The organism is Kitasatospora sp. NPDC032121 (assembly GCF_055580145.1).
Window position 1 is genome coordinate 1144655 of record NZ_JBVILX010000001.1, and the last position, 26178, is coordinate 1170832.

General features: G+C 64.3%; 34 protein-coding genes. 11 read left to right on the top strand and 23 right to left on the bottom strand.

The window, feature by feature from the left end:
* Positions 1-4: 4 nt before the first annotated feature.
* The 7 genes from ACZ5OX_RS05305 to ACZ5OX_RS05335 all read left to right on the top strand — a co-directional run bounded on the left by ACZ5OX_RS05305 (position 5) and on the right by ACZ5OX_RS05335 (position 6114).
* A complete protein-coding gene (locus ACZ5OX_RS05305; protein ID WP_465628790.1) occupies positions 5-1234 on the top strand; it encodes a siphovirus ReqiPepy6 Gp37-like family protein in 1230 nt (409 codons plus the stop codon).
* Positions 1235-1287: 53 nt separating this feature from the next.
* A complete protein-coding gene (locus ACZ5OX_RS05310) occupies positions 1288-2289 on the top strand; it encodes a hypothetical protein (protein WP_465628791.1) in 1002 nt (333 codons plus the stop codon).
* A 9-nt stretch (positions 2290-2298) separates the two neighbouring features.
* A complete protein-coding gene (locus ACZ5OX_RS05315; RefSeq protein ID WP_465628792.1) occupies positions 2299-3063 on the top strand; it encodes a hypothetical protein in 765 nt (254 codons plus the stop codon).
* On the top strand, positions 3056-3886 hold the full coding sequence (locus ACZ5OX_RS05320) for a hypothetical protein (protein ID WP_465628793.1): 831 nt from the start codon (positions 3056-3058) through the stop codon (positions 3884-3886). The genes ACZ5OX_RS05315 and ACZ5OX_RS05320 overlap by 8 nt, the downstream gene beginning before the upstream one ends.
* The gene (locus tag ACZ5OX_RS05325; protein ID WP_465628794.1) at positions 3887-4462 is read left to right on the top strand and encodes a hypothetical protein; all 576 of its coding nucleotides are present in this window, start codon (positions 3887-3889) and stop codon (positions 4460-4462) included.
* A gap of 8 nt (positions 4463-4470) precedes the next feature.
* The gene (locus ACZ5OX_RS05330; RefSeq protein ID WP_465628795.1) at positions 4471-4731 is read left to right on the top strand and encodes a hypothetical protein; all 261 of its coding nucleotides are present in this window, start codon (positions 4471-4473) and stop codon (positions 4729-4731) included.
* Between the two features lie 93 nt (positions 4732-4824).
* Entirely contained in the window at positions 4825-6114 is a 1290-nt protein-coding gene (locus tag ACZ5OX_RS05335; protein WP_465628796.1) for a peptidoglycan-binding protein, read from the top strand.
* Positions 6115-6117: 3 nt separating this feature from the next.
* Here ACZ5OX_RS05335 and ACZ5OX_RS05340 read toward each other — a convergent pair whose 3' ends face one another.
* Positions 6118-6363: a hypothetical protein gene (locus ACZ5OX_RS05340; protein ID WP_465628797.1), complete on the bottom strand. Its 246-nt coding sequence runs from the start codon at positions 6361-6363 to the stop codon at positions 6118-6120.
* A 118-nt stretch (positions 6364-6481) separates the two neighbouring features.
* Here ACZ5OX_RS05340 and ACZ5OX_RS05345 point away from each other — a divergent pair, with 118 nt between their 5' ends.
* Positions 6482-6706: a hypothetical protein gene (locus ACZ5OX_RS05345; RefSeq protein ID WP_465628798.1), complete on the top strand. Its 225-nt coding sequence runs from the start codon at positions 6482-6484 to the stop codon at positions 6704-6706.
* 59 nt (positions 6707-6765) lie between these two features.
* Here ACZ5OX_RS05345 and ACZ5OX_RS05350 read toward each other — a convergent pair whose 3' ends face one another.
* The 7 genes from ACZ5OX_RS05350 to ACZ5OX_RS05380 form a co-directional block, all read right to left on the bottom strand.
* Positions 6766-7101 (bottom strand): hypothetical protein, encoded by a 336-nt coding sequence (locus tag ACZ5OX_RS05350; RefSeq protein WP_465628799.1) that lies wholly within the window; start codon positions 7099-7101, stop codon positions 6766-6768.
* Between the two features lie 62 nt (positions 7102-7163).
* Positions 7164-8063 carry an MvdC/MvdD family ATP grasp protein gene (locus ACZ5OX_RS05355; RefSeq protein WP_465628800.1) on the bottom strand — a complete coding sequence of 300 codons (900 nt, stop codon included), beginning with the start codon at positions 8061-8063 and terminating at the stop codon, positions 7164-7166.
* 1 nt (position 8064) lies between these two features.
* A complete protein-coding gene (locus ACZ5OX_RS05360) occupies positions 8065-8265 on the bottom strand; it encodes a hypothetical protein (RefSeq protein WP_465628801.1) in 201 nt (66 codons plus the stop codon).
* 108 nt (positions 8266-8373) lie between these two features.
* A complete protein-coding gene (locus ACZ5OX_RS05365; RefSeq protein ID WP_465628802.1) occupies positions 8374-8724 on the bottom strand; it encodes a hypothetical protein in 351 nt (116 codons plus the stop codon).
* An 82-nt stretch (positions 8725-8806) separates the two neighbouring features.
* On the bottom strand, positions 8807-9082 hold the full coding sequence (locus tag ACZ5OX_RS05370) for a hypothetical protein (RefSeq protein ID WP_465628803.1): 276 nt from the start codon (positions 9080-9082) through the stop codon (positions 8807-8809).
* Positions 9079-9273, bottom strand: a complete 195-nt coding sequence (locus ACZ5OX_RS05375) for a hypothetical protein (RefSeq protein WP_465628804.1) — start codon at positions 9271-9273, stop codon at positions 9079-9081. Before ACZ5OX_RS05375 ends, ACZ5OX_RS05370 begins: the two co-directional genes overlap by 4 nt.
* Complete coding sequence (locus tag ACZ5OX_RS05380) at positions 9270-9680, bottom strand: hypothetical protein (RefSeq protein WP_465628805.1); 411 nt, start codon at positions 9678-9680, stop codon at positions 9270-9272. The genes ACZ5OX_RS05375 and ACZ5OX_RS05380 overlap by 4 nt, the downstream gene beginning before the upstream one ends.
* Positions 9681-9786: 106 nt before the next feature.
* Here ACZ5OX_RS05380 and ACZ5OX_RS05385 point away from each other — a divergent pair, with 106 nt between their 5' ends.
* Both ACZ5OX_RS05385 and ACZ5OX_RS05390 read left to right on the top strand, forming a co-directional pair.
* Positions 9787-10623, top strand: coding sequence for a Scr1 family TA system antitoxin-like transcriptional regulator (locus ACZ5OX_RS05385; RefSeq protein WP_465628806.1), 837 nt, complete (start codon positions 9787-9789; stop codon positions 10621-10623).
* Positions 10601-10819 carry a DUF397 domain-containing protein gene (locus tag ACZ5OX_RS05390; RefSeq protein ID WP_465628807.1) on the top strand — a complete coding sequence of 73 codons (219 nt, stop codon included), beginning with the start codon at positions 10601-10603 and terminating at the stop codon, positions 10817-10819. Before ACZ5OX_RS05385 ends, ACZ5OX_RS05390 begins: the two co-directional genes overlap by 23 nt.
* Positions 10820-10865: 46 nt before the next feature.
* On the opposite strand, the gene ACZ5OX_RS05395 is transcribed toward ACZ5OX_RS05390, so the two are convergent.
* The 12 genes from ACZ5OX_RS05395 to ACZ5OX_RS05450 form a co-directional block, all read right to left on the bottom strand.
* Complete coding sequence (locus tag ACZ5OX_RS05395) at positions 10866-11114, bottom strand: hypothetical protein (protein ID WP_465628808.1); 249 nt, start codon at positions 11112-11114, stop codon at positions 10866-10868.
* Complete coding sequence (locus ACZ5OX_RS05400) at positions 11107-11595, bottom strand: hypothetical protein (protein WP_465628809.1); 489 nt, start codon at positions 11593-11595, stop codon at positions 11107-11109. The genes ACZ5OX_RS05395 and ACZ5OX_RS05400 overlap by 8 nt, the downstream gene beginning before the upstream one ends.
* A 175-nt stretch (positions 11596-11770) precedes the next feature.
* Positions 11771-12583: a hypothetical protein gene (locus ACZ5OX_RS05405; protein WP_465628810.1), complete on the bottom strand. Its 813-nt coding sequence runs from the start codon at positions 12581-12583 to the stop codon at positions 11771-11773.
* Between the two features lie 329 nt (positions 12584-12912).
* On the bottom strand, positions 12913-14358 hold the full coding sequence (locus tag ACZ5OX_RS05410) for a DUF3987 domain-containing protein (RefSeq protein ID WP_465628811.1): 1446 nt from the start codon (positions 14356-14358) through the stop codon (positions 12913-12915).
* A 14-nt stretch (positions 14359-14372) separates the two neighbouring features.
* On the bottom strand, positions 14373-14567 hold the full coding sequence (locus tag ACZ5OX_RS05415) for a hypothetical protein (protein ID WP_465628812.1): 195 nt from the start codon (positions 14565-14567) through the stop codon (positions 14373-14375).
* Positions 14568-14986: 419 nt separating this feature from the next.
* Positions 14987-15235, bottom strand: coding sequence for a hypothetical protein (locus ACZ5OX_RS05420; RefSeq protein ID WP_465628813.1), 249 nt, complete (start codon positions 15233-15235; stop codon positions 14987-14989).
* A complete protein-coding gene (locus ACZ5OX_RS05425; RefSeq protein ID WP_465628814.1) occupies positions 15232-15567 on the bottom strand; it encodes an Lsr2 family DNA-binding protein in 336 nt (111 codons plus the stop codon). The genes ACZ5OX_RS05420 and ACZ5OX_RS05425 overlap by 4 nt, the downstream gene beginning before the upstream one ends.
* 304 nt (positions 15568-15871) lie before the next feature.
* On the bottom strand, positions 15872-16663 hold the full coding sequence (locus tag ACZ5OX_RS05430; RefSeq protein WP_465628815.1) for a hypothetical protein: 792 nt from the start codon (positions 16661-16663) through the stop codon (positions 15872-15874).
* Positions 16664-16934: 271 nt separating this feature from the next.
* Complete coding sequence (locus ACZ5OX_RS05435; RefSeq protein ID WP_465628816.1) at positions 16935-17420, bottom strand: hypothetical protein; 486 nt, start codon at positions 17418-17420, stop codon at positions 16935-16937.
* Positions 17421-17510: 90 nt separating this feature from the next.
* Positions 17511-17681, bottom strand: coding sequence for a hypothetical protein (locus tag ACZ5OX_RS05440; protein WP_465628817.1), 171 nt, complete (start codon positions 17679-17681; stop codon positions 17511-17513).
* Between the two features lie 67 nt (positions 17682-17748).
* Entirely contained in the window at positions 17749-17907 is a 159-nt protein-coding gene (locus ACZ5OX_RS05445; RefSeq protein ID WP_465628818.1) for a hypothetical protein, read from the bottom strand.
* 270 nt (positions 17908-18177) lie between these two features.
* Positions 18178-18984, bottom strand: a complete 807-nt coding sequence (locus tag ACZ5OX_RS05450; protein ID WP_465628819.1) for a hypothetical protein — start codon at positions 18982-18984, stop codon at positions 18178-18180.
* Positions 18985-21286: 2302 nt separating this feature from the next.
* Here ACZ5OX_RS05450 and ACZ5OX_RS05455 point away from each other — a divergent pair.
* Entirely contained in the window at positions 21287-21409 is a 123-nt protein-coding gene (locus tag ACZ5OX_RS05455) for a hypothetical protein (protein ID WP_465628820.1), read from the top strand.
* Positions 21410-21795: 386 nt separating this feature from the next.
* Here ACZ5OX_RS05455 and ACZ5OX_RS05460 read toward each other — a convergent pair whose 3' ends face one another.
* The 3 genes from ACZ5OX_RS05460 to ACZ5OX_RS05470 form a co-directional block, all read right to left on the bottom strand.
* Complete coding sequence (locus tag ACZ5OX_RS05460; RefSeq protein ID WP_465628821.1) at positions 21796-22491, bottom strand: hypothetical protein; 696 nt, start codon at positions 22489-22491, stop codon at positions 21796-21798.
* A 32-nt stretch (positions 22492-22523) separates the two neighbouring features.
* On the bottom strand, positions 22524-23444 hold the full coding sequence (locus ACZ5OX_RS05465) for a hypothetical protein (RefSeq protein ID WP_465628822.1): 921 nt from the start codon (positions 23442-23444) through the stop codon (positions 22524-22526).
* 362 nt (positions 23445-23806) lie between these two features.
* Positions 23807-25750, bottom strand: coding sequence for a TIGR03960 family B12-binding radical SAM protein (locus ACZ5OX_RS05470; protein ID WP_465628823.1), 1944 nt, complete (start codon positions 25748-25750; stop codon positions 23807-23809).
* Positions 25751-26178: the final 428 nt, after the last annotated feature.

Here is a 26178-nt window from a genome sequence, read left to right on the forward strand (position 1 = left end):
GCCTATGAGTTACCGAATAGAGGTCCGAGACCGAGACCTTAATCGGGTCGGCATCATAGACACCTGGATCAAGCTGGACTTTATCGTGAGGTTCTGCCAGCAGGGGTCATTTCAGCTTCTCGTCAAGGCCGGCACCGAGCAGGCGAACCTTTTGCAGAAGGGTGGCGGTATCGCCATCTTCCAGGAAGGTGTTCCTGAGCCGCTTCTGACAGGGCAGATTGAGTTCTTTCAGCAGTACTGGACAGTTGAACAGCACACAGGCCCGGGGAGCCTTTACGTGGGCGGGAAGTGCGACAACAAGATTGCCTACTCCAGGTTGGCCTTCCCCGAGCCCGCGGTGCCCGTCTCGAAGCAGTACACAGCCCGTCCAACTCGCCAGGCCGCCGGCTCAGCGAGCAAAGCTCTGTGGTGGGAGCTGGAGCACGCCGTAGGCGCCTCCGCTCTTCCCGATCGCCGGATTCCCGGCCTGTCGATGCCAGCGCCGGCCGACCTTGGCGCACAGGTCAACGACTCCTTCCGCTTCGATGGCCTCGGGACCACTTTTGAAAGGTGGACCGAAGGTAAGGATTTCGGCTATCGATTCCTCTACAACCCCGACACGAAGTCCATCGAGCTCCGTGTCTTCGCTCCCCGAGACCGATCCCGAGACGTCCGTTTCAGCCCTGAGCTTGGGAACCTGCGGGAATTTATCTGGACGCTTACTGCACCCCGGGTAACCCGCGTCATCGTGGCTTGCCAGGGTGAGGGCGAAGATCGGTACTTGTACCAGAAGATCGACGCTGACGCCGAGGCGGAATGGGGCGTCCAGATCGAACAGTTCTTGGACCGCCGAGACCTCCCACTGAAGACCGACCCGGCTACGGGTCAGCCGGTGAAGGCTCGCGAGGACACCACGGACGCGGAATTCGCGAACGCGAAGAAAGCCGTCGAGGACGCTGCGGACAGCGTTCTCCAACAGGGTGAGAAGAACGGCAACTTCCAAATTTACCCGATCGACACCGAGCAGACCCGCTTTGGGCGGGACTACTTCGTTGGGGACTTGGTGACTGTCTCGATCGACGGTGTTGAGTACGTCGATATCGTCCGCGAGGTCAACATCTCGGTAGAGGACGCCGGTAAGAACCTCACCATTCGCCCGAAGATCGGCGAGCAAGGGACCGGCGATCCCCTGAATCTCTATAAGACCGTTTCTGAGCTTCGCGAGAAGCTGCGGAAGCTCGAAGCGAGGATGTAATGGCAGAAGTCAGTTACCCGTTTTCTCAGGCTAATGGCTCGGGTGGAACTGAGATGGTCTCTCAGGTCCAGTGGCAGCAGATGGCCCACCTGTGGGGCGGAGACCGAGTTGATTACCAGCTCACCAGCTCAACCTTGGACCCGGGCGCTCTTCCTTTCGCCTGGCGCGTAATCAACGGCCGCACGATCTCTATCGAGGCCGGTAATGCGTGGGTCGGTGGTTTCTACTACCAGCTCACCGCCCCGCTGAATGTCGACATCGACCCGAATCCAACCGACCGGGCCCGCAAGGACACGATCGTCATCAGGGCGGACGTTGTTAAGGGGTCGGTGAACATCACCGCCGTAAAGGGCCAGCCCAGCATTTCCCCTATCGCTCCGCGGCCTCAGCGCTCGCCAGGGGGTGTTTGGGAAATGGTGCTGCTGGAGGTCGACGTGCCGGCCGCCAACGGCGCCCTCTCGGTCTACTCCCGCGCCTCCTTCGACATGCCTCGATCGGTGGCAACGCCCTGGAACACCCGCTCAACCGCCGACTTCGTGCCTCAGGGCACTTTCATCTATGACCTCGACCAGGACGGCGGAGACAGCCCGTACGAGGCTTTTACGAGCCGAGACGGCTACATGGTGACCCGCCATCTTGGAAAGGCGAGGCCGTACACCCCGACTCTATGGGGCGTGAACAACCAGCCGGCCGAGGTGAACCGGGAATGCTGGTGGCGCTGGATCGCCCCCAACGTATTTCACTTCAACATGAAGCTGAAGAATCCGACGCCTAGCGACATTGTCACTACCGGCTGGTACATGCAGACCTCTCTGCCGAATCCAGCGAATGGCCGTACAGCCCAGATTTTCGAGGGCTACATCGATAACCCTGCCGGTGGCGGCGGTAAGCCGTGGATGACCTCGGTCAAGGGGGTCACATGGGAAGGCTCCGGAACTTCGACCGTGAATCTCTTCACCCCTGCTGGTGATTCCCTAGTAGTCCTCCAGGGAATTCCGGCTCACTCGACCCTGCACCTGTCCGGAACCGTCGAATCCGACGTCTTCACTCAGTAAGGAGGCTCCATGGCACGAAATCTCTTCGGCGGCACGGCCGCTGACGTAGCGGAGAGCGTCTCCGGTGCCCGAATCCCCGGGGCTGTCGGAACTGTCTGGGACGGTCCGAGCGAGGGCGCCCGGCAGGTGACGGACCTGACCGACACCAACGGCGCCCCAATCATCCAGCTGGTAGCGGACGTCCGAGGCATGATCCCCAGCTTCTACGGCCCGAGCACCGGCGCCGAGCGGCTTTGGGTGGACTTCGGGGCCGGAAAGATCGGCCTTGTGTCGGTCACGGCGGGTGAGCGCCTGGCCCAGCACCAGGCGGCACCTGACCCTCACCAGGACCGGGCGTACACCAATGAGCGGCTGGCGAATTTCGTCCCGCTGGCCGGCGCTGACCTCCCTGTCCCGGCAGGTACGGACTGGGCTCGGTGGATCGTGCCCTCGAACGCCGACATCAACGGCTCCGCCTGGAAGCTCAAGACAGCAGACAACACGGACTACACGCGGCTCCGGAACAGCGGTGCCCTCATGATCGACACGGTTGGTGTACGAGCTGCACTCTGCATCGGGGCGCCGGCCTACGGGCCGACTCAGGCAGTCCTCAACATCACCAGCTCGAAGGCCACCACCACAACTACCTCCTCGGTCTTCCGAGTTGTAGGGGATGGGTCGGTGATCTCGGCTGGGACGGTCACGGCAACGAACATTGGCTCGGCCCGGGTGTTCAGTGGTCCCAACGCGCCGTCCAGTCCGAAGGCCGGGGACGTGTGGGTGCAGTATGGCTAATCAGCTCAAGGTCTGGGACGGGGCGGCCTGGATCGACAAGACGCCGCAGGTCTGGGACGGGAGCAAGTGGAGCCCGCGGCCTCCCCTGTACTGGGATGGGGCCGCGTGGATGAGCGCGGCCCCATCTCCGAGGGAGTTCCCTTCCTTCGTCTCCAGCACGAAGGCCCTCGTCGTGGACCAGGCCCTCGCCGAACTTCCCCTCCCCGCAGTGCGAACGAACGATTTCGTCGTCAGTCTGTGCGTCACCTCGGGCTCTGCGCCAGCACCCCGTTTACTCACCCCTGCTGGGGCCATCCCGACCCAATACACCCTCGCCAGTGGGCTTTTGATGGCCGTGGCCGTGTGGCCCTGGGAACCTTCCCGAGGTAACTCGGTGGTCTGGGACGTGGGCAACGCCCGCAGTGCCGCCGTCATGAACCTGGTGTACCGCAACGGTGACATCTCCAACATCGGTCTCACGCCCGTAGTCGGCATCCAGGAGTACAGCAACACCAACTTGCTTCCGCTGATGGCCTCGACGAGCTACCGCAACTTGTACGCGGCCGTCACCGTGTCCAGCACCCTTACCGGCCTCTCTTGGCCTTCCGGCGTCGCCGGTCGGGACCAGCAGCTCGGTAACTTCGGCTCGGCTCAGGTCAGCCTGATGGTGGCCGATACGCCGGGTGCCGGCGGCTCGCCCGGCAGCGTGCAACTCGACACCACCGTCTCTTCGGCGGCGGTCGTTCTCATCTCAGTTCCAGGACGGTCCGACGGAAAGGCGACCTGGATTCTCGGCGACTCCGTCGGCTCTGAGCTCGGCACCACTACTATCCTGGAGCTTTAATTGATCTCACTTCCCGCCCTGAAGTCGTGGGTTTCCCGACAGGTCATCGGCCCTGCCGACATGAATTCTCAGGTGTATGACGTACACAACGCGCTGTATACGGTGGTCAATGACCATGAGGCTTCCATCAACCGCCTCAAGGGGAACCCGGTCATTTCGCTCTCCTTGCAAATTCCGGTTGTACTGAGCCCGAACACCTCCACCACGGTCTACTGGAACACCTCGAACCCGATTGCCAAGGTAGGGGCGTGGAATTCTCCGGACGGTGGAACTCTTATCGTGCCGGAGGCTGGCGTCTACAAGGCCACGATGAGCTGGGGTGGTTGGGGGACGGGCACCTCCACCCCGAAGGTACACGCATGGATCTATAGCCCTGCGGGCAAGGTCGGTGGCTTCCTGTACCCGCCAATCAACGGTGATGCGGCGTCGGGCTCCTTCTCGATGGCCATGCGCTTGCAGGCCGGCGACCGGTTCGCGGCCTACTGCGTCTCGTGGTGGGAGGGCTTTCGCAGTGATAACGGCAGTGGCGATGAACGAGAGTCCTGGAACCTGACCGTCGAAAAGATTTCTGACTAAGGAGGCCCATGACCCCCACTGACATTTTCGGTTATGCGGGCACCGCGGCCTCTATAACGGCCGCTCTGGTCATGGTCCGGGCATCCTGGCAGATGAATTCGGCTCAGGTCTGGAAGGGCGAGGCGGAAGCTCAGAAGACCCGGGCCGACCGCCTTCAGGATGACCTGAATGAAATCAAGGACAGACTGACCCGCATTGAGGCGGAGAACCGCCGACTCGTCGAGCTGATCACTACGCTCGACCCTTCCCGGATTCGCTCCGGGCTCTAATCCTTTCGTTAACCCCTGAGGGGCTGGCCGTATGGCCGGCCCCTTTTTGTATGCCCTGGAGGCATCTTGAGTCAGGTTTCTACCGTCTTCGCCGTGGCATCCGCCGAGGTCGGATATCAGGCCGAGCGCGCCCCAGGCGAGCGCCCGTCAGGACACCAGAAGTACTCCGGTCAGGTCCCCGGCCTTGAATGGAGCAACTACCAGCCCTGGTGCGCTACTTGGTGCTCCTGGGTGGCCCTGAAGGCGGGCGTCCCGAGCCTCTACCCGCGCACTGCTTCTTGTTCCAACGGGGTCCAGTGGTTCCGTGATCGCGGTCGATTCTCGGACTACCCGGCAATCGGCGCCCAGGTCTTCTACGGTCCTGGCGGCGGCACTCACACCGGAATCGTCTACGCGTATGACGCGAATTCCATCTACACCTATGAGGGAAATACTTCCCTCACCAATGACGCAAATGGCAATAAGGTCATGAAGAGGGAACGGCGTCGTCGGGACTCCTACGTCTACGGCTACGGCCTCCCCGCCTTCGACGGCGGCATCACCACGGCGGACCCCGGCCTGAAGGGACAGCCGTGTTTCACCTACCAGGCGTCTGCCTCCGGCCCGGCCAACTCTGGCTCGACCAACCCGACTTCGCCAACCCGAACCGTGACCGTGCGAGCGGGCCAGACCATCACGGCCATTGCTGCGGCGGCCGGCATCAGCGTGGCCGCTCTGCTCTCACTCAACCCGAGCGTGAAGAACCCCGACCAGATCCACCCGGGGGAGACGATCACCCTGCCAGCCGTCCCGGACGGCGGCCAGGAGCCGCAGCAGCCCGACCCGACTCCGCCACCGGTTTCCCCGCCGGCCTCGAACTCCGACGCCTTCCCTGGTGCCAGCCAGTTCGGCCCAGGTGCGAACAACAGCGACGTAACCCGCCTCGGTGAACTCCTGGCCCAGCGCGGCGGCGCGCGCTTCTACTCCGAGGGGCCAGGTCCTCGCTGGACCGACTCCGACCGCCAGGCCGTGAAGGCCTTCCAGGCGGCCCAGGGTTGGACCGGCAGCTCCGCGGACGGCATCCCCGGCCCACAGACGTGGACTCTCCTGGTCACCCACCAGGGCCACGACATTCCGGCCGCCAGCTCGGCGAAGCCGAGTGCGGCGCCAGCCTTCCCGGGGGCTTCCCGGTTCCGTCCGGGGTCGATCAACCAGCACGTCACCGCGCTGGGCAAGGCCCTCGTCCGACACGGGTACGGCCGGTTCTACGCCGTTGGTCCTGGTCCTCGTTGGTCGGAGTCCGATCGGCGAGCCGTGCAGGCCTTCCAGCGCGCTCAGGGCTGGCGCGGAGCTGATGCCGATGGTTACCCGGGACCGGCTACCTGGTCCCGTCTCATGCGGTAGCGATTAGGAGCCCGCAGAGGTCCAGCTGTCCAGGATCTCAGTTGCCCGCCGTTCGATGAACTCGGCCCGCTTCGAAGCGTCTTGCTCAGGCGCAGGGTAGCCGGCGGGCAGGCCGCGTTCCACCGTCTCCACGACGTCGGAGATCTGAAACGTCACCCGAGTGTCCGCGGCGAGGGCGAGCACCGTTTCGAGTGCCTTCGAGGTGCGAGCGAACAGGTCGTCGGCCAGGGCTGCCGCGTCGATGGACATAGGAAGACTGTAGCGCCGTCCTCGCCGGGCGCTGGCCGCTTCCAAGAACTGATCTGAATGAAACAACTACGAAGGGAAATAGATGAATTCATTCATCTCTGCTCATGCTGTCCGCATCGTGGCCGCCGTTGCGGCCCTGATTCCGCTCCTCGCCGCCTGGTACCCGGCGATCCCGTGGGAGGCCCTGGTGGCGGCTGCTGCGGCCCTGCTCGGTGCCGGTGAGCTGGCCCAGCGCCACGAGGACACCAAGACGTCGGCAGCCCTGCACGAGACCTCTCCACTCGACGTCGCGGCCGGCCTCCAGGCCGAGCTGACCAAGCAGGAGGACGAGCAGAACCGCTGATCTACAACGCAAAAATGCCCCCTTCCCGGCCGGGAAGGGGGCATTTTCTGTTTTTCACACTATTCGATACGAGTGGGCAGCTGCGGTTTCGCATCACTCGCCTGGAAGAGATCGAGCACCTTGTGCCCGCAGTTCAGGCAGACGTCACTGTTCGACGCGAAGCGGTGTTGCGTGTCCGGGCACGCTGGCTTCCCGATCGTGGCATGCCCGCAAGGCCTGCAACGCCACAGCGGCGCCCCGTCGTGCGGGCTCTCCCAGTTGTGGGGAGGGTAGTGCTCCGGGTTCCAGTAAGGGGTGTCCGTGCAGGGCGCCTTGACCCGGCCCACGATGACCTGGTCACCGCTCCGCCAGTTCACCCGACCTTCCGCGTCCAGGAACGTCGTCCAGGCCGTCATGGGTTCCTCCTGTACTGACCGTGCTCGGGAGTTTCGACGGTACTCCTTCCGACCGGGCAGTGTCAGGTGTCCAGGGTCAGCCACTCGGCGATGGCCTCGCTGATCGGGGCCCCAGTGGCCTCCTGGATGAACCCCCACTCCCCATTGGCATTGCATTCGAGGAACCAGGGTCGACCGTCAGCATCCTCGGCGAAGTCGAACGCGCCGAAGGAGAGACTGGCGGCGGCCATGTAGTCGTGGAGCTGGTGGGTGGTGACGTCGTCCAGTTCAACCAGCTCATACGAAGCCGCCTCAGGGCCGGCGCGCCAGTCCAGCAGCTCGGATGTGATCCGGGCCGCGAACACTTGGCCACCGACAACGGTTACCCGCAGGTCAGCCTTCTTGTCGATCAACCGCTGAAAGGTGTGAGGTACCGGCTGCATCCCAATCAGCGGGTCGGACGAGGTGATTTCCCAGGCCGGCGCGAAGTCGACGTAGGTCTGAGTCATCGGCTTGACGACAGTTCGTCCAGCGGCAATGAAGGTGGCGGCCTCCTCCGGGCTGGTGGTGGTGAGCGTGTCGGGGATGTCCATGCCGAGGTCAGCGGCCAGTGTGAGCTGAGGCAGCCTGACCCGGTGGTAGTGCACAGCCATGGGCTCGTTCATCCACCGTCCAGCGTCAGCGGCGCGGAGCGCGCCAAGTACTGCCACCGTGGTTTCGTCAGCGGCCCATGCCTCCTCCCCCTCAAGCGAAGTCGGCTTGGTGGGCTTGCGCCACAGCACGGACGTCCAGGGGCCGACCGGGGCGCCGCCAACGGTCCACTCCGAAGTTGCGTTCCTCCGGATGAGAGCGCTGGTGTGTTCCTCGTTGCGCGGTCGGCCGGGGTCGAGGCGAACGAAGGTGGCCCGGCTGAGATGCCGGGCCACCATGTCCGCCGCGTAGTCACGGTCATCAGCGACGATGACCACACGGGGGAAGATCATTTCAGTCGTCGTCCTTCTTCGAACCCAGCGGCGGCGGGCGGTTGGTGATCGTGAAGCCGCGAACGTCGGCGGCCTCGACCAGCGGAACACCGTCCGCGGTGAGGTTCAGACCTGCGACCTGGCTGTAGCTGTGCTCCGGAAGGACCGGGGTGAGCGCCGCCACACTGGCGTTGCTGGCACCTCGGAGAGCGAGGTATGCCATCTCCATCTCCTTTCTCGTTTCTCGTTTCAGGATTCCGAAGTACTTTCGCACTTCGGCTTGTTGCGCCCATCCGTGCCCAACTTTCGCACGGACGGGAGACTTTGAGGGCTACTTGTACGTGCGCTGAAGCCTCCTCGGGCCCGCGCACATCAGCGCCCAGCGGCTAACTGTGCCGTCTTTGTTGGTCTCCTCGAACGCCACGATCGTGCGGTAGGTCACGCGGGTTACAGCGTCAACGACCACCTTCCGCGCAACGTAGATTCCGACGCGACCCTTGTAATCGGTGAACCATCCGCCGATGGGCGGGAGGTCCATGTCCTCGACACACAAGCCTTCGAATCGGCGAGGACAGGCGCACGGCCGGTCCCCGGCGAGGGCTCGCACCCTCGCCAGACCACCCTTGTAGATGGTCGGTACGTAGCCGGCTCCAACCACAAGGGCCGACTTCTTGGGGCGCACTGCCTTCATCCTTATGGGTTGGTGTTCCACCCGCCCGCGCGCCGGGGGGTGCACGCGGGCGGGTGGAGGTCTTGAGGGTGGACTAGACCCAGGCGAGCGTTCCGCCCTTGTAGGGCCTCGACCTGAAGATGAGCGGCATGCCGGTGGACTGGTTAATCGCCGCCGGGCACTGCATCTCAAGGCCGGCGATCTTGCACAAGACGAGCCATCCGCACGCCTTGTCCCTGCTGGGGAAGATGAGTGTCTTCAGCTCCCCAGACTGGTCGGGAAGGCGGCACACGTCCTGCATCAGGTAATCCCAGATGAGGAATTCACCAGAGCGCTGGCCGAGCTGGTAGCGGTCGGTGGTAACGGTCACACCGCCACCGTCCGCCTGTCGTTCCACTTCCCGGCCCAGCTCTGTGCCATGTCGAATTCGTAGAACCGCAACGGTCGAGGGTCCGCCGGGGAGACCTTCACCAAGCCACCCGCGCGGTTGTCCATCATGACCCAGCACGGACGGCACGAACCGACGGGATCGGCAACGGGGAGGATGGTGATTCGCTTCATCTGCGCGGCGCCACCTGGACGAAGCCCCGAACCTTCTCAACCGCCTCGGAGAACTCGTTGTACTCCTCCTGGATCGGCGAGATGGTCATCCGGTTCGGGACCATGATCGCACCGGCGTTCCCGGCCCGAATCCTGGTCACCGCCGCCTGAAGGCCGGGCCGTTGGGCCGGCGGCTTCTCCATCTCGTCGGAGGGGTCCACCACGACCAGGGCGACGCCCCAGCCGAAGCGGCTGGCGTACTCCGCGCAGCGCTCCAACTCCAGCTCGGGGAACGCCGCACCGGTCTGGGCCAGGTAGATCACCACCTCGAAGGCGGCCTTGGTGCGCTCCGACTCCACTCCGAGAGCCTGGTTTCCGACGTCCGGCTCACGCGAGAGGGAGGTGGTGGGGGTTCCGTGCCGCTGCAACGTCCGCTCCTTTCCGTAGTTGTGCCACTACCAGATTCGACGTTTACGGCTACCATCGGAAGGCTTTGAAATCGCTAGCTGACTCGACCTCAAAGAGGTAACGATCATGGCGCGTCGCACAGTTGATCCAACGTCATCGCCGCTGGCGGCTCTCGCGGTGCAAATCACCAGGTCACGCGAGGCAAAGGGCCTGACGCAGATCGAGCTAGGCAAGCTGGTCGGGTACTCAAACGCCTATATCTCGAACGTGGAGGGGGCCAAACAGGCTCCGTCTTTGACCTTCGTAGAGCGCGTGGACGAGCACCTGGAGGCCGGCGGTTCGATCCTGCTCCTGTACTGGAGCTGGAAGGGCGGCAGCCTGATCCCGGGGTTTCGGGAGTACGCCGCCAAGGAGCGTGAGGCGATCGGAATAAGGATCTTCGCCACGGGCTTGGTACCTGGCGTGTTGCAGCATCCCCAGTACTCCGCGGCCTACGAGGCCGCCATCGTGCGGAGGGGCGACGCCACCCAAGCCGATGCCGACGAACGCCTGAAGCTCCTGGCTGTACGGCAAGGGCTACTTGATCGAACTCGGGCTGTTCACGCAGTGTTGGAAGAGGCTGTGCTGCGTCGACCGATCGGCGGACCTAGCGTTATGGTCCAGCAGTTGGCCCACCTGGAGGCACTGGCAGCCAGGCCGAACGTCGTCCTCCAGATCGCGCCGTTCAGCCTCGGCGAAGAGCAACCGCTTTCCCACCCGGTGACGTTGCTCACGTTGCCGAATCGCTCGATGGTCGCGTATTTCGAGACCCTACAGAGGGGATACCTAGAGCAAGACGGTGAGACCGTCTCGGGCTGGGCCAGAAAGTACGATCGCCTACAGGCGGACGCTAAGGGCAGGGCCAGCACCTTGGCCCTGATCCGGAAGGTAAGGAGTGACTATGAGCACGAGGACGCGAGCTGACCTAGCCTTCGCTGGGTGGCGCAAGAGCACCTACAGCGACGGCGGAGGCGGGTGCGTTGAGGTTGCTGACGGCTACACCGGCATCACCCCCGTCCGTGACTCCAAGGACCCTCAGGGGCCTGCAATTGTCTTCAGCAACGAGGCGTGGAGGGACTTCGTCACCGCAACCGTTGCAGGCGAGTTCGGCGACGTCTGACCCGGACCACGGAGGCCCCCCGCCCAGCAGGCGGGGGGCCTCTCGTCTACTCCGACCAGGCCGGCGGGATCAGCTCGTGGCCCTCGGGCACCGCGAGGTCGTCCGGGCCCAGTCGACCGGCCACCGGCCACTCGTCGACCGCCGGGAGCGTCAGGCCGCTGGCTACCCGGATCGCCTCATCCGTGCAGCAGCTCGAACAGATCCTCGTGCCACCCGCCCTGGACAGGCCCGGTCGCCGGCCGAGCGCACTGCCGCAACGCGGGCACTCCGGGACACCGTCCGGCGCCTCACACATCCGGCTCGCCCTCCTCCTCGGGGTCCGGCATGCCCTGGAGCACCCACTCCGCCTTCGCCCGCACCGAATCGAGCGGAGGACTCAGCAGCAGCTCAACCGGGTAGGCCGCGGTGATCTGGACGCCGCCCGTGGGCTCGTACGTCTCGGCTCGCACGATCGCCCCGATCTCGACAGACCGCAGGATCAGCGGGGCGGCCTGCCAACGCTCGGCGGCCCCTACGATGAAGGTGATTTCCTGTCGACCGTTGACCACGGGGCCGACCTGCGTTGCCGGGTTGCCGGCCCCTACCAGGTCGACGAGCGACCACGCCCAGAACTTCGGGTCGAACAACGCACCTTCCTGGTGCGCGCGGAGCGCAATGGCACGAGCCTCCGCCAACTCGAAGCCCTCGACCGCGTCCGTCACTTCCTTCCTCCTGCGCTTCTCCCGGCTCTCCAAGATGCGGCGGTTGACCTCAGCCGTCGGGTTGATCTCGGTCATACTGTGCCCTCACTCCTCGTCCCGCTTGCGCGGGCTTCCCTCTCGACCGTATCGGGCGGTACCGACACGGGTAGGTCGTTGTGCCACACCTGGCCGCTTATCCACCGGGACACCACCGGGGCGAAGCGCCCCCGGACGAACCGGGGGCGCTGTCGCTGGGGCATCCGTGCCGGGGTCACCGACCCCACGAAGCAACCTTCCGGCGCCACCAGGCCCGCGCCGTCTCCGTGCACGCTTCCTCCGCCATGGCCACCCAGTTCTCCGGGACCGGACCGACCGACTTTCCGGCCTGCTCGGGGGCGGCCTCCTCCGCGGGCTCCTGGTCGTCCAGCTCGGCAGCCGGCTCCTGGTCCTGGTCCTGGTGCTCGATGACCTCAGCCGGCTCCTGGTCGATCGCGGGGGCCGCCTTCTCGTACTTGGCGACCAGGCGCCCGGTCTCCTCCCATGCGGGCAGGTATGTCGTCATGAACTTCTTCCCAGCCCGTTGCACGGCGCCCGCACCGTGGACCGCGTTGGACTTGGCGATCTCCAGCAGCCAGCCCAGCGTGGCGTAAGTGACGCGACCGTTGAAACTACCGTCGCCGTTCGCGCAGGCCTCCAGTTCGGCCAGCAGCTCGGGGCGGTTCCTCAGGAACCCCTGCGTGATCTGGCTCGACACGTAACTGCCCAGGCTCTTGGGCATCTTGAAGTCGTGCCGCCGCTGGCGCGGGTCCTCCGGCTCGTAGTCCAGCTCATGCCGCTTGAGGACCGTCTTCGCGGTCATCACCTTGTTCCCGTTGTCACTGTCCAGCCACCGCCGGCAGATGTCGAGGGCGACGCCCAGGGCGTCATTGCTGACTCGCACCGTGACCGAGTGCGCCGAGTTGCCGAGCTGGAGTTCCTTGCAAGCGGTGATCAGGTCGTGGTGTCCGTCCGTCGTCGGTTCGAGCTCACGGATCACGTGCTTGCGAAGGGTCGCGGGAAGGTGCATTTCGATGCCGCCGGTCATTTTGGTCGTGTCCTTAGGGTCGGATTCCTGGCTGTCCATGAGGACTTTTAGCGCCGGAACGATGAGCTTTTCTTGGCACATGTCGCAGTCACATTGGTGACGCATGCAGAAGCAACCGGAGTCGTCACATAGCCTGTCGGGGCCGTGCCCGGTCCCCCGGTCGTAGTAGGTGGGTAAAAGGACGTGCTCACGGTCGAATCGGTGGCCGTGGGGCAGCTTGATTTCCTCGCACGGGGCAGCAGAAAGCCGGGCCGACTCCTTGCTAAGGAATACGGCCCGGCATTCGGTGCACTGCAAGTAGCCCTGCGGGCGTCCTCGGAGCCGGTGCTTCACAGCAGGGCAAGGAACGGGTTCGAGCTGGGCTCAACCGCCGACTTCTTCGCCTTGGCCTTGGGCCTGGTGGTCGTCTTCTTCGGGACCGGACTCGACCCGACGACACGAAGGGTCGGCTTGCCCGCCGGCCGCTCGGAGCCAACCGCCTTTTTCGGCCGCCGCCTCGCCGGCCTCGAAATCGGCTCGGCCTCGGTCACCGCCGGCGCGGTCGGGACTTCGGGCTCCTGAACCACGGCGGGCGCCTCAGGCGGTTCAACCAGGCGGTACATGATGCGGGGCGCCCCGCGGCCCCCGCTCCTGACCGTCTCCATCTCAACGTCGGACATCTGCTCAACCGCTGCCCGCACCGAGGCCGCCGTGACTCGGGTTCCCAAGGCCCGAAGCAGGATCGTGCTGGAGGCCTCGCCCTCGTACCGCTGAAGAACCTCACGTACCAGCTCGGCCGTGCTCTTCACCGGTTTCGTGGCCTGGTCGGCAGCCTCGCGCACCAGCTTCTCGACGCTCGACATGCTGTATTGCACGAAGGCCCAGGCGGCATCGACCGCCTTCCGCGTGATCTTCGTCTTCCGCGTGGTGGCCGTGAGGACGGCCGCGATCCGGTGGACCTGTTCCGCCGCCCGTTCCATGTAGCTCGACAGCAGCTCGGGCAATTCCGCCATCTTGTCTTCGACCTCGGCCCGAATCTCGTCGTACCTCTGGCCGGCCGCCTTGTCGAACCCGATGACGCGGGGCTCGGAAGTGGCCCACGCGAATGCCGCCTTGAGCGCCTTCACGTCCACGAATGCAGGCTTGTTGTCGTAGCTCAGCATCTTGGAGCGCTCGACCAGCACCGGGAGCAATCGGTTATACGAGCCTCCCAGCGCCTCACTGGAACTCACGTACCTTGCCCACTCGCCGGGCGTGATGTGGGCGTGGAATCCCAGCAACGGGCGGTTAACCGCCTGGAGCTCCTTCTTCGTACGGTTGCTGATGGTCTTGCCGTCCCATGCGGTCCGGAAGAGCGTCGAGAAGTTGGGGCAGCGCTTCTGTCGCTTAAGGACACTGGCCCATTCCTCCTCCACCAACATTGCCCGACCGTCGATTCCGCCCGGCTGACCGCTGGTCTCCAGCTCGAACTTGTTGAGCATGTCGACCAGGCTGGGGCCGGAGGAGATTCCGTCTCGGGTCCGGGTGTCAAGAAATCCGCCGATCACCTGACCCATAAAGGTTTTGGCGGTGAACAGCGCGTATCCCTTTCGACCGACCCCGGACCGGCCGGCCAGGACGGTCCAGACGACCACGGGCCTGTTGTTGTCCAGTCGAACGGTGCGGCTGATGGCAGCCGAGTACATCGAGAGCGAAGCGGCCCATACGCCTACCGGGTCGGCCTCACTGTTGGGCATGGCCGCCGCAACGGCGTCCCCGAGGGGTCCGAACCGCATTGCCTCAAAGGTCGTGCTCATTTCCCTCTCCTTTCTCACGCGCTCTGCGCGATGTCAGTGGTGGTGCCGAGCGCTTCGGCGAGAAGGGCACGAAACTTCTCCCCGTGCATCTCGCACAAGTCGTATTCGTCGGGACCGATGATCAGCTTCATCACGCCGTCCGTGTCCTCACCCTTCTTCGAGCAGGCGTCGCAGGACACCGTCTCAATCTCAACTACCTTCCTGGCCATTCTTGTTTCTCCTTTTGTGCGAGCGTCCATGGCGAAGGCCGGACCGCCAGGGCCCGGCCATCACCAAAAGCGACCGCACTAGTTTCCGGGGCACCCTTCATGGGCCTCGACGCAGGCGTGAATTCCTAGGGCAGTGACTCCGCCCTCAGCGAAGGCGAGGATTGCAAGGCCCTGAGCTATGCCCACCCTCGCCTTTGCCCGCCCCTTCCCTCCGAACTGCGCTACGTCGCCATGGGATGCGATCTGTTCGACCGCAGCCTCTCGGACGGCCTCAAAGTCGGCCGCCGACTTGGTTCTGAGGTCAGCTATGCACAGAGGCACGAAGGCCAGTAGGAATTCCTGCCATGGCCCCGGAGCCGTGGTCTTCGACGTCGGGTCCAGGACGACCCGACCGAGAATCGGATGAGGCTGCCAAACGCTCACGCGGCCACCAGCTCCGCCCCGTGACGGACGTTCCACCGCTCCGCCTGCCACGTTTCCGTGACGTCCTCGACCAGCATTCGCGCCACCCGCTCCGGGTCGGGGTAGCCGGCGGCGAGCCTGCCGCATTCCCGGAACAGCTCTGCCAGTGCCAACAGGCAGGTGCGGGAGTCCTCAATTCGAGCGACCTCGACCGCCTTAACCTCGACCGCTTCCGCATCCTGCGAATACTGCTTGATCATGCTCACAGCTCTACTCCTGTCGCTTCCTTGTATGCCTCACGCACGGCCTTAGGGATGGCTCCGCGCGTTCCCACGGTGAATCCGTTCTCACGGCCCCACTCGCGGCACTTCTTCATGTGGTCAATGTGGAACTGGGCACGCTTCCGAGACTCCTCTGCCCGCGCCCATGACGCATCCATGCGTTCCTGCGCCGCCCTCTCGCTTGCCTTTCGGGCGTCGCGAGAGGGCTTGTACTTGTGGAAGTAGCGGAGTTCTGGCGGTGTCACTTCGGAGGTGTTATCCGGATCACGCAATCCGACTTCCACCATGAATGCCCGCACTTCATCATCGGTCGGCATTACCGCCTCCGAATCGGCTTCGAGGTGGCACCCATCGCCGGGTTAGAAACCATCTCGTCAGCGCATGGCTCGCAGTGTGGGTATCGGGCGAACCAGGGCTCGCCGAACCGCTCGATTCCAACCCAATGCGTTGCCTCTCGACCGCAGTTATTCGAGCAACCGCCCTGGTAGTTGTTCGGGTAGGGCATTGACCGCTCCTTTCGTCTAGTGGCCAGCGCCACCACCAGGCCCCCGCGGCCGGCCTCGGGGCAGACCTCTCCCCGGGACTTCTCGGCCGGCTTGGGCCTGGTGGTCACGCAAGCGACTAGCTGAGGCCCTGCTGACGCCGGCGGATCGCGTGCTCGCTCGCCTCGGTGATGCGGGCCGCAATGGCGTCGTTCGCTGCCGTTGCTGCGGCACGGTAAGCCGGGTACCGGGAACGTCGCCGCTCAACCGCAATGCGGATGGTGTGCAGCTCAACCCGGGTCAGGTACCACGGCCCGTCGTCCGGGAGGCTCGACACCAACGACCGGGCCGCACTCACGTAGTCCGAGTTGGACCAGGTGAGTTCGGTCTTCGCCAGTGCTCGCCGAAGCGTGTTCCTCACGTAGGGGGCCTGGCAGGTGTTGTCCACCTCGACCACCCACGTGGATTCCCCGTCCCTCTCGGGCCCCAGTCGACCGCCGATGATGGCGGTGTCCTCCGGGTTGATCCCGTACTCATCTCGGTAGGTAGAGATGGGGGTCCACGTCCAGTCGTCGAAGATCCCGCCGTGGTGGGGGCACAGGAGCACGCGGACCCGCTTGCCGGTTCGCTTGGAGTCGGTCCACCGGACCCCGGTGGCGCCCTCCGGGCAGTGCCCAACCTCCTCACCGGTCCACACCTCGCAGAGGAACCCGGACCGCCGAATACCGGCGTGGATCTCCAGGATTTCCCGGGCTGCATTCTCCGTGTCGGCATGGGACAGGTAGGCGGTTATTCCGTTCCGCTCATCCCACGCATAGACGTACCAATCCTCACCCTCGTCGCGGACGTTGATCACGTATCCCCGGTAGTCGGGGGTGTACTCGGCCCCAAGTCGGGCGAAGCCCTCACGGGTATCGGTCCAGCGGCTCATTTCAATGCCTTTCGGCTAGGTGGTAGTCCTGTCGGCTGACAGGCCATGCAAAAGGCCGCTCCGGGGGTCGGAGCGGCCTAGAGCAAAGCGGGTCAGACGTATTCAGCGATCGTCCTCGGAGAGGAATCCCTCGCACATCTCGCACCATTCACGGCAACGCATCGATTCGCCCTGCATCATTCCTGCCCCGCAGTCGAGGCACACGGCCCATGCCCGGACCGTGAACCTCACACGGATACCCGCACAGCGAATGCAGCTCAGTCCGTGCATTTCAGAAGTCCTTTCCCTCCACCTCGTAAGCGTGACCGTGGAGACACACCACGTGCTCCAGGTAAACTGCCTTATCACCGAACCTGATGACCGCCTCCGCTTCCGCAAAGTCGAAAGCGGCGTCCCCATCACTTGCCCAAACCTGGAAAGCCACTCCCTTGGGGTCCGGGAAGTTGGGGTTGTAAATCTTGTCGAGGTAGTGACACGACCACCGGAAGATGACCGTAAAGGCGGACCAGGGCTTTTCACGGGTCACCACCTGTCCCACCGAATTGGTCCACCTCCCATCCGGCCAAACCGCGATGCAGTATCGAGCGGACATGTGGACGTACTGATTAACCGGCTCATCGAGCACAGCCCACGGGTACGCGTCGCTGTGACTGCGTGGCCGGTACTTCACCGGGGCATAGGTGCCCCACTCTCGGATAACTGCACCCTCGCTCTGCGCTTTCAGAAGTCGTACGGTGTGGCGGTTGCGCTTAGCCATGCCTGCCCCTTTCAGGGATCGGGATAAGTGGTGTTCTGTCGACTGACAGGCCATGACCGGGGCCGGATTACCGGCCCCGACCAAAGCAGGTCAGAAAAGGTTTGCAGCTATTTCGTCAGCCAGGCGCCACGCAGTTTCCGTGTAACGGAGAAGCGGGCAACCCGGAAATCCATGCGGCAGCATTTCACGAAAAGCTTGCCGAGCCTCATATGCGGCAGCCACCGCCTCAATGCATTTGTCGTTCTCAAAGATCTGGTTCACGGCTCCACTCTCTCTTTACGGATAATAAGTGGCAGGTCGGAGCAAGCCCGACCGAACCAAAAACAGGTCAGACGAGCTCGTCGGCAAGCCGGAAAGCGGCCTCGGTGTAACGGGTCAGCGGGCAACGCGGGAAGCCGTGGTTCCACATGTCAATGAATGCCTGTCGCGCCTCGTAATCGGCCGCGAGGGCTTCAATGCTCTGCTCAGTCTTGGGGGCCTGGTTCATTTGTCTATTCCGTTCTCTAGTTGGGTGAAAGGCCATGGAGCGGCCGGGCCCTGCCCGGCCGAACCAAAGCGCGTCACTCAGTGAAAGGAAATCCAGTCACAAGCGGGCTGGAATCCCTGGTCGCAGTCATCCTGTTTCGAATCGGCGAACCCGTCATTGAACGTGCTCACCGACGAGTCCAGGCCTGACGAGTGGTTGGCCAGATACCCGACATAGAACGAGGCCGTGAGAGCGCCAACGAGAGCGATACGGGCAAAGATATGGCGCATTTCAGTTCTCCAGTCCCATCATGTTGATCAGCTCATCCACGGTTGGGACGGTGGCGTCCGAGAACAGGTCGAGCTGCCCAAGCTGCTGCCATTCCTGGACTTCCTCGCGGTAGCGCTTCTGGGCCTCCTCATGCCGCTTCGCGGCCCGGGGCGAAAAGTCCGCCCGGGTGAACTCCCACCACTTGCGGGGCCCGTGGCCACGACGGTCCGCCTCCATTCGGTCAGCGTCCGTAACCTTCACCCAGTCACTGCAATACCGGCACCAGTAAAGGTCAGAGGTCAATTCGTCGGTGTCGTCAGCGACGGCGCCCAACCACTCCTCACGGCAGACGTGAGTGTTCGCCTCACAACCGCAATCCGGGTCTCCCGAACCGCACTTGAATTCGTCCGAGTGGTTTTCCTCGTACTCCAGCTCAGACATGCGTTCCTCGTTCAGAACCGCATAGTTCGCCAAAGCGCCCTCGATGCCCTCGACCGCTTTCACCATCCCGGGGTGGTCCGCGTTGTAGACATAGCAATCCCCGGGACCGTGGGCCCACTCCAGGCCGCCGGCGACCTCATTCAGGATCTCTTCAATGCGCTCCGCATTGCTGGCGTGAAGGGCATAGGTGTGCGTGACGTACTGGTAATGCCGGGGGTCGGTGCTGCTGCTAACCGGCGACCCCATCGGGTCCGTGATCATCCCGATGGACGTCCACCCGTTCTGTTCGGCAGCGTGCTCGAAATTCCACGGGGCATAGACGTAGTTCTGACTCGCGTACTTCTCGATTGCCTCCGAGAGGGTGATCTCTGCGGTTGCAGTGCTCATACTCATTCCTTCGGTAGTAGGGGTGTTGCCAGTCAGCCGACCGGACTTAGCCACCCACGGCCGGGGCCGTGAGCGACTAGGCGCGCTCGCCCACCCTCCAGAGTTGCAAGCAAATTTCGAGTTGCAAGTAAGAGGGCAAAAAAAGAGGCCTAATACAGGCCGTCAAGGATTCGGTTCATGCACCCGGTGCAGATCCGGGAATCGGTGCAGCACTGGCCACGCATGGTCGCGTATCCAATGCTGTGGTAAGTCCAGCTAGCCGGACGAACCCGCTCACCACCCGTAAATCCCTGCTGCTGAGCCAGCGACTCAGCATGCTTGTCATCGTTCGCCGGTACGTCGACGGTCCTAAGGGTGACCCCGTACCTGTCGCGAATCTCTACGGTGTATCGCCGATAGTCCCAGGTGTGGCGATTGCCGCGCACAATGCACCCACATGGGGTCTTGATAAGGGTGTCAGACACTCCCTCTCCTTAGGTCGGTGCTGCATTCCTGCGCCCCTTAGCGGCGCATAGAGAGCCGGTTGGGTCTGACCCCTTCCGGCCCTACAGGGTGGTTTTGGCGCTCCCTGCCGCGCTTTGACTGTGCTTCCCGCTCGCTCCCCAGTCCTTTCATTCTGGGATCAGTGCATTGGTCGTCGCGTGGTCGCTGCACAGTCATGAGTTTTACGTCAGTCGCGTGTCTGCCCCGTTTGCTCTCCCTTTCGGGGTCGTCGCAGCACATAGGATCGTTTCGGCTGACGGTGCCAGGCTCCGTGAACGCCTGCTAGACGCTCTCTCGGCCCGGTCCTAGGATTCTCTGGCCTGCCAACGCAGTTCCACATGTCCCCGGTCCTCACGGCCTTTCGGTGTAGTGACCTTTCAGCGCGTGCGCTGACGGTTTCACCGGCCTCTATTTGGATACCGGGAGCATGCGGCCCACAATGGCCGCTGATAGCCCCTTTGATGTTGTCAAGGTACTTCGATCCCTTTACGGCCCTTGGCGCTGTTTTCCCGTCTTCCCTGTTGTAGCCCGATGGGTGGCTCATAACCACCACACCGAACCCGGAAAGCCGTTGCGTGCTAGGTATCGCTCCGGTCCGCTGTGCGTTTGGGAGAGGCGGTTTCACTCTCCGTCGGTCCGACTCCCCTACTTGCCTTTCAGCCGGTTTCCCTTGCCCCCTTGGGGGGCGGTACTTCCTGACCGGGCCTTTCGGTGTTGCTCTTTCCGACACCGAGAACGTTAGGCACTTCCCCAGTTGCAAGCAACCCGCAGTGCCCATGTCAGAAATGAGGTCACGTAACCACCTGATCACGGAAAGTGCCGAATGGGGCCGCTCTGCGGGTATAGGGGAGGGCGCATACACGCGCTATCACGGATTTCCAGAAAGTCAATACCCCAAAACGGACACTTTTAGAGCCGGCGATTAGTTCAGTGCATGAAACACTACATAGAGTAGTCACATTCTGTTACCACTGAGAGCCCATTCCGTGACATGTCTGTTATCACACACACGAGATATGCAGCTTGTTTGCACTAGTTCTCCCATTGAGCTGCACACAATGATTACATTCATGAGCATGACACGGTCAGGCATGAGTCAGGCATTACGTATCGAATCGGACATGCAAGCGCTTACCTGATGACCAGTCATGTGTGTATCTGATCCCCCGTCAGTGAACCTGAGTGGTCTAGACCGGTGCCCCTGCCCTCTCGGGAGGATGTCCCCCTGACGTGTCGTCATGTGTGTACCCGCGTGAATGAATTGCCTGGTCAGAGCATTGATTCATTCGTGATCGCCTGTGATGTGTACCCGGGGGTAATACATGCATACACGCACACAGGACCCACCGGGGGTGCCTTCCTCCCAAGCTGTACGGGTATGAAAGTTTTTAGCAGATCGACGCAATAGCACATTAATTCACTCATTGCAAATCCTCTAGATCCCCGGACCACCCCCCCATGGCTACGGATGGCGAGCACGAGGCCAGCCCGCAAGAGGCTCTTGGCCAGCCTGAAGACCTGCGGAAGCTCCACGGGGGTTGAAACGGCTTCTCGGGCCGCCCTGGGGGCCTTCTGGGGCTTCCTGGAGCCTCTGGAGAGGCGCCGGAGGTGCCTGCGGGCGGTCAAGAGCCCTTCCGCGGGCTCGAACTCGCGCTGAATGAATGAATTGGAGGCCTCGAAGGGCGCCCGACGCCTACCATGCCGAGCCGGGAGGCCTCTAACGCCCAACTAACGCACTGTGTTTGCGTGTTTACTGCTGCCTCGACCACTCTGAAGGGCGTTCCGAGACTGGATTCAGGCCCTCCGAGAGGAAGAGGACATGGAACAGCAGGATTGGCACCACTCGGCGTGCTTCGCCCCCGAGGGAGACGTCTGCCGGTGTGAAGACCTGGACAGCATGGAGCCGGCCGGGCTGTCCGGTCGGGACGAGGACGACAACTGAGCCCAGGGGGTGAGGTGCCTCACTCTTTCCTTGGCAACGTCCCATCACTGGCCTCGTTGACACATACATCTTTATTGCCGGGGGTCTTATATGTCCCGGCAGAAGTGGTCACCAAACGCCAAAAGGCACCCCGCGAAGGGTGCCATATGAGCACTTCAATCAAGAAGGTCAGAAGCCGGTAGGGTGACCCTGTGCACCGATGTTTGGGAGGCTCCTCGTCGCCCAGATACAGGTAGCCGGCCCCGGGGACAGGACCCGGGGCCGGTGCTCAGTTCAGCCCTGTAGGCTCGGCTCAGGCTCGGTTTCGACCCCTTGCCGCCCGTGGCCACAGGAGTGCCACGCTCAGGCCCCCTCCTTCGAGGGGGCCTCTTTGAGTTTCCGGCCTGTCAGCCGGTCTCCGCCTCGTGGGCCAGCTTGCCCAGGTACCTCGATCCGGTCCGGCGAGACAGCCCGAGTTCCTCCGCCAGGGCGGCGCCGGTCACCTTCTTCTGCTCGGCCTTCAATTTCTCGGCCGCTGCCTGGACCACCTCCGGGGCCACTGCCGGCCGACCGCGCTTCCCTCGCCGCGGCCTCGCCTCTCCTGTCTCCATGTCGATCAGGGACAGCTGTCCGTCCTCCTGGTTCTCGTCGGGCTCGGGGACATCAGGAGCCTCAACCTCGATGGCCGTCTCACGCGGGCCACGGCCCATGTGCAGTAGGTGAGCCACGACCAGCCCCGGAATGGCCGAGACAGCAGCGACCAGGACAGCAGAGGTGCCCATGTAGTTGAGCTGGATCAGGTGGGAAATGTCCTGCGCCAGGATGGCCAGGATCAGGGCCAAGACGGCGCCGATCTGTGCGGACATCTTTCCCGGGAGGTCGAAGCGTCGGGCCACGTCGGCCATTACGGCGGCGCTGGCCGCGTACACGCTGACACAGACCGGCATCAGCGTGGAGAAGCCGGAGGACCACCCGGCCACCTCGGCGAGGTGGATTTCACCCGGGACGGACATGATCAGGGCCGCAGCAAAAGCGGCCGGTGCGCCAAATTTACGGGTCGCCCGTGCGAACCAGGGCAGGTCAACAGAAACGGTCGCGGACATGGGTGTCCCCTCTCAGGCCAGGTTCGGAAGGGTCAGAAACCGAGGGCAGCGCGAGCACGCGCGACGCCAGCGGCAGGGGACACAAGCCCGGGACGGTTCCGGGTGTCGCGCCAATCAAGGCTGTCGGCCGGCGCGGTGGCGCGCGGGGCCACCCCGGCGCACGGGCCGCAAATTCCGGCCTCCTGGCCACGGGGAAGCGGCCCCCGGCACTCGGCGCACTCGACCAGGGGGACAACCGGCTGGACGGGGACAGGAACCGGCGGGATCTTGTTCGTGAGACGCCACTCGATCACGTGGGCAGCGGACCTGATCTTGGCAGGAAGGCCGGAAATCAGGGCGTCACGGATCTCGGCCTCGGTGGCACCACGGGACAGCCACTCGACGGCGAGCGGGGCCAGTCGAAGCATCTCGGGGACACCCAGGCGAAGGCGGCGCTCAACGCGACCGACACCGGCCAGGACAGCCACGGCTTCAGCCGTGGCTTGGTCCTGGTGGTCATCTTCCTGCCCGCCTTCGACCTCGGCCGCCGGCGCGGCCTCAGCCTCTTCGGCAGGAGGGGCAGGGGTGGGGTTCTTTTCCTGGTTCTTTCCCGAAGGGTTAGGCCCGAAGCTCCGGCACTTCTGTCCCCCGGACTTCGGAGACTCGATCTCCGGTCCCTCGGTCATCGGGACATCCGAGACTGTCACCTGCGTGAACCAGCGGCCGGACTCGTTCTGAGCCTTGGCGCACACGACGTAGCCGGCGGACCGGAGCTCCTTCAGGGCCAAGGTGACACGTCGCTGCCCCTCCTGAGTGTCCTCGGTGAGAGACCTGACCGTCTCGGCGGTCTGGGAAGGCTGGCTCAGGAGCAGTCCGAGGAGGCCACGAGCGGCCAAGGACAGGTTCGAGGCCTGAAGTATCGCGTTGGGCAGGACGGTGAAGTCCCGGTCATGCCGGGTACGCTGAATCTGCACGGAGACGTTCCTCTTCGTGTCGGACCCCGGGGCGTTGGCGCGCCGCCGGGGTCAGCTGTGCTTGGGACCTGGTTGCAACTCGAATCTTACTTGCAACTCGGGAACCGTAACACGATCACCCGCCCTCCGGTCCAGCACAGACGCAACGAAGGCCGCCACACAGCCGTGTGGCGGCCTTCTGGTCGCTCAGATCCACTCGATCGAGACCTCGACCCCTCGAACCTCTCTGGGTTCGGGTAGTGGAGTGCAGGTGCGGTCGAGTGGGCTGGATTCGCGATGCGAGCCGAGCGCCCCCAGGATGTGATCTATCTCACTCTCATTGAGGGCTGCAATCTCCTCGGCTAACCGCCTGAGCGAACCGTTCATGCCTGCTGACCTGGGTTATTCACTACAGTGAGCGGCAGCAGCTTCTTGCCGGTGGGGCCTGTTTGTACCCATGTCCCCATCTGGGGGCACACGCCACAGTCGAAGCACGGGGTCCAGCGGCAGTCGTCGACCTCGACCTCCTCCAGGGCGTCCTGCCAGTCCTCCCACAGCCAGTCCTTGTCGAGGCCGCTGTCCAGGTGGTCCCAGGGCAGCACCTCCTCGTAGCTGCGCTCGCGGGTGGTGTACCAGTCGACGTCGACGCCGGTGCCGGCCAGGCCCTTGTCCGCGCAGGCCATCCAGCGGTCGTACGAGAAGTACTCGCGCCAGCCGTCGAAGCGGCCGCCGTCCTCGTAGACCTCGCGGATGATCGCGCCGACCCGGCGGTCGCCGCGGGAGAGCAGGCCCTCGACGATGCCGGGCTTGCCGTCGTGGTAGCGGTAGCCGATGTTCTTGCCGTACTTGCGGTCGCCGCGGATCGAGTCGCGCAGCTTGGCGAGGCGGGCGTCGGTGTCCTCGGCGGACAGCTGCGGGGCCCACTGGAACGGGGTGTGCGGCTTGGGCACGAACCCGCCGATGGAGACGGTGCAGCGGATGTCGTTCTGGCCGGTGACCTCGCGGCCCTTCTGGATGACGTTCTTCGCCATCTCGCCGATCTGGAGCACGTCCTCGTCGGTCTCGGTGGGCAGACCGCACATGAAGTACAGCTTCACCTGGCGCCAGCCGTTGCCGTACGCGGTGGCGACGGTGCGGATCAGGTCCTCCTCCGACACCATCTTGTTGATCACCTTGCGCATGCGCTCGCTGCCGCCCTCGGGGGCGAAGGTGAGGCCCGAGCGGCGCCCGTTGCGGGACAGCTCGTTGGCGAGGTCGATGTTGAAGGCGTCGACGCGGGTGGACGGCAGCGACAGGCCGATCTTGTCCTCGGTGTACCGGTCCGCGAGGCCCTTGGCGATGTCGCCGATCTCGGTGTGGTCGGCGCTGGACAGCGACAGCAGGCCGACCTCCTCGAAGCCGGTCGCCTTCAGCCCGCGCTCCACCATCTCGCCGATGCCGGTGATGCTTCGCTCCCGCACGGGGCGCGTGATCATGCCGGCCTGGCAGAAGCGGCAGCCGCGGGTGCAGCCGCGGAAGATCTCCACGGACATCCGCTCGTGCACCGTCTCCGCGAGCGGGACGAGCGGCTGCTTCGGGTACGGCCACTCGTCGAGGTCCATCACGGTGTGCTTGGACACCCGCCACGGCACGCCCGGGGCGTTCGGCACGACGCGGCCGATCCGGCCGTCGGCCAGGTACTCCACGTCGTAGAACTTCGGGACGTACACCCCGCCGGTACGGGCCAGGCGCAGCAGCAGCTCGTCCCGGCCGCCGGGGCGGCCCTCGGTCTTCCAGGCGCGGACGATCTCCGTGATGTCGAGGACGGCCTGCTCGCCGTCGCCGACCACGGCGCAGTCGATGAAGTCCGCGATCGGCTCCGGGTTGAAGGCCGCGTGGCCGCCGGCCAGGACGATCGGGTCCTCGTCGGTGCGGTCCTTGGCCTCCAGCGGGATGCCGGCCAGGTCGAGCGCGGTCAGCATGTTGGTGTAGCCGAGCTCGGTGGAGAACGACAGGCCGAACACGTCGAAGGCCTTCACCGGGCGGTGGGCGTCGACGGTGAACTGCGGGACGCCGTGCTCGCGCATCAGTGCCTCGAGGTCGGGCCAGACGCTGTAGGTGCGCTCGGCGAGCACGCCCTCGCGCTCGTTCAGCACCTCGTAGAGGATCATGACGCCCTGGTTGGGCAGGCCGACCTCGTAGGCGTCGGGGTACATCAGCGCCCAACGGACGTCGCAGGCGTCCCAGTCCTTGACGGTGGAGTTGAGCTCGCCGCCGACGTACTGGATCGGCTTCTGGACGTGCGGGAGGAGGGCCTCCAGGCGTGGGAAGACCGATTCGACAGTCATGTACTAGGAACCCTTACGACGTGATTCGATGCCGAGAGCCGGCACGGGAGGGGTGACCCTCAAGGGTAGCCCAATCCGGGGAACGGGCCGTCTGCCCCGGTTCACGGGCCCTCCGTACTCCGGCGCGCCCCGGACGGCCGCAGTCCGCCCGCACCCGCCCGCATCCGCCCGCCGACCGCCGGTGCCCGCCCCGGCCCGCCCCGGCACGTGCGGTGGGCGCCCGCCGGCCCGTGCCGTCCGCCGTTGACACGCCCGGACGGGCCGTGCGGTACTGACAGGGCTCCGCCAAAGAGATCTGCACCCCTTCCGGACAAGGAAGTTGAGTCGTACGCTCGGCCCTCGTCGGTTTTCCGGCCGGCGCGCCTCTTCCCTCACCACGGGCCGCCGCAGCACCAGCCCTGTCCGCTCTGCCAGGCCCGTCCCGCCCC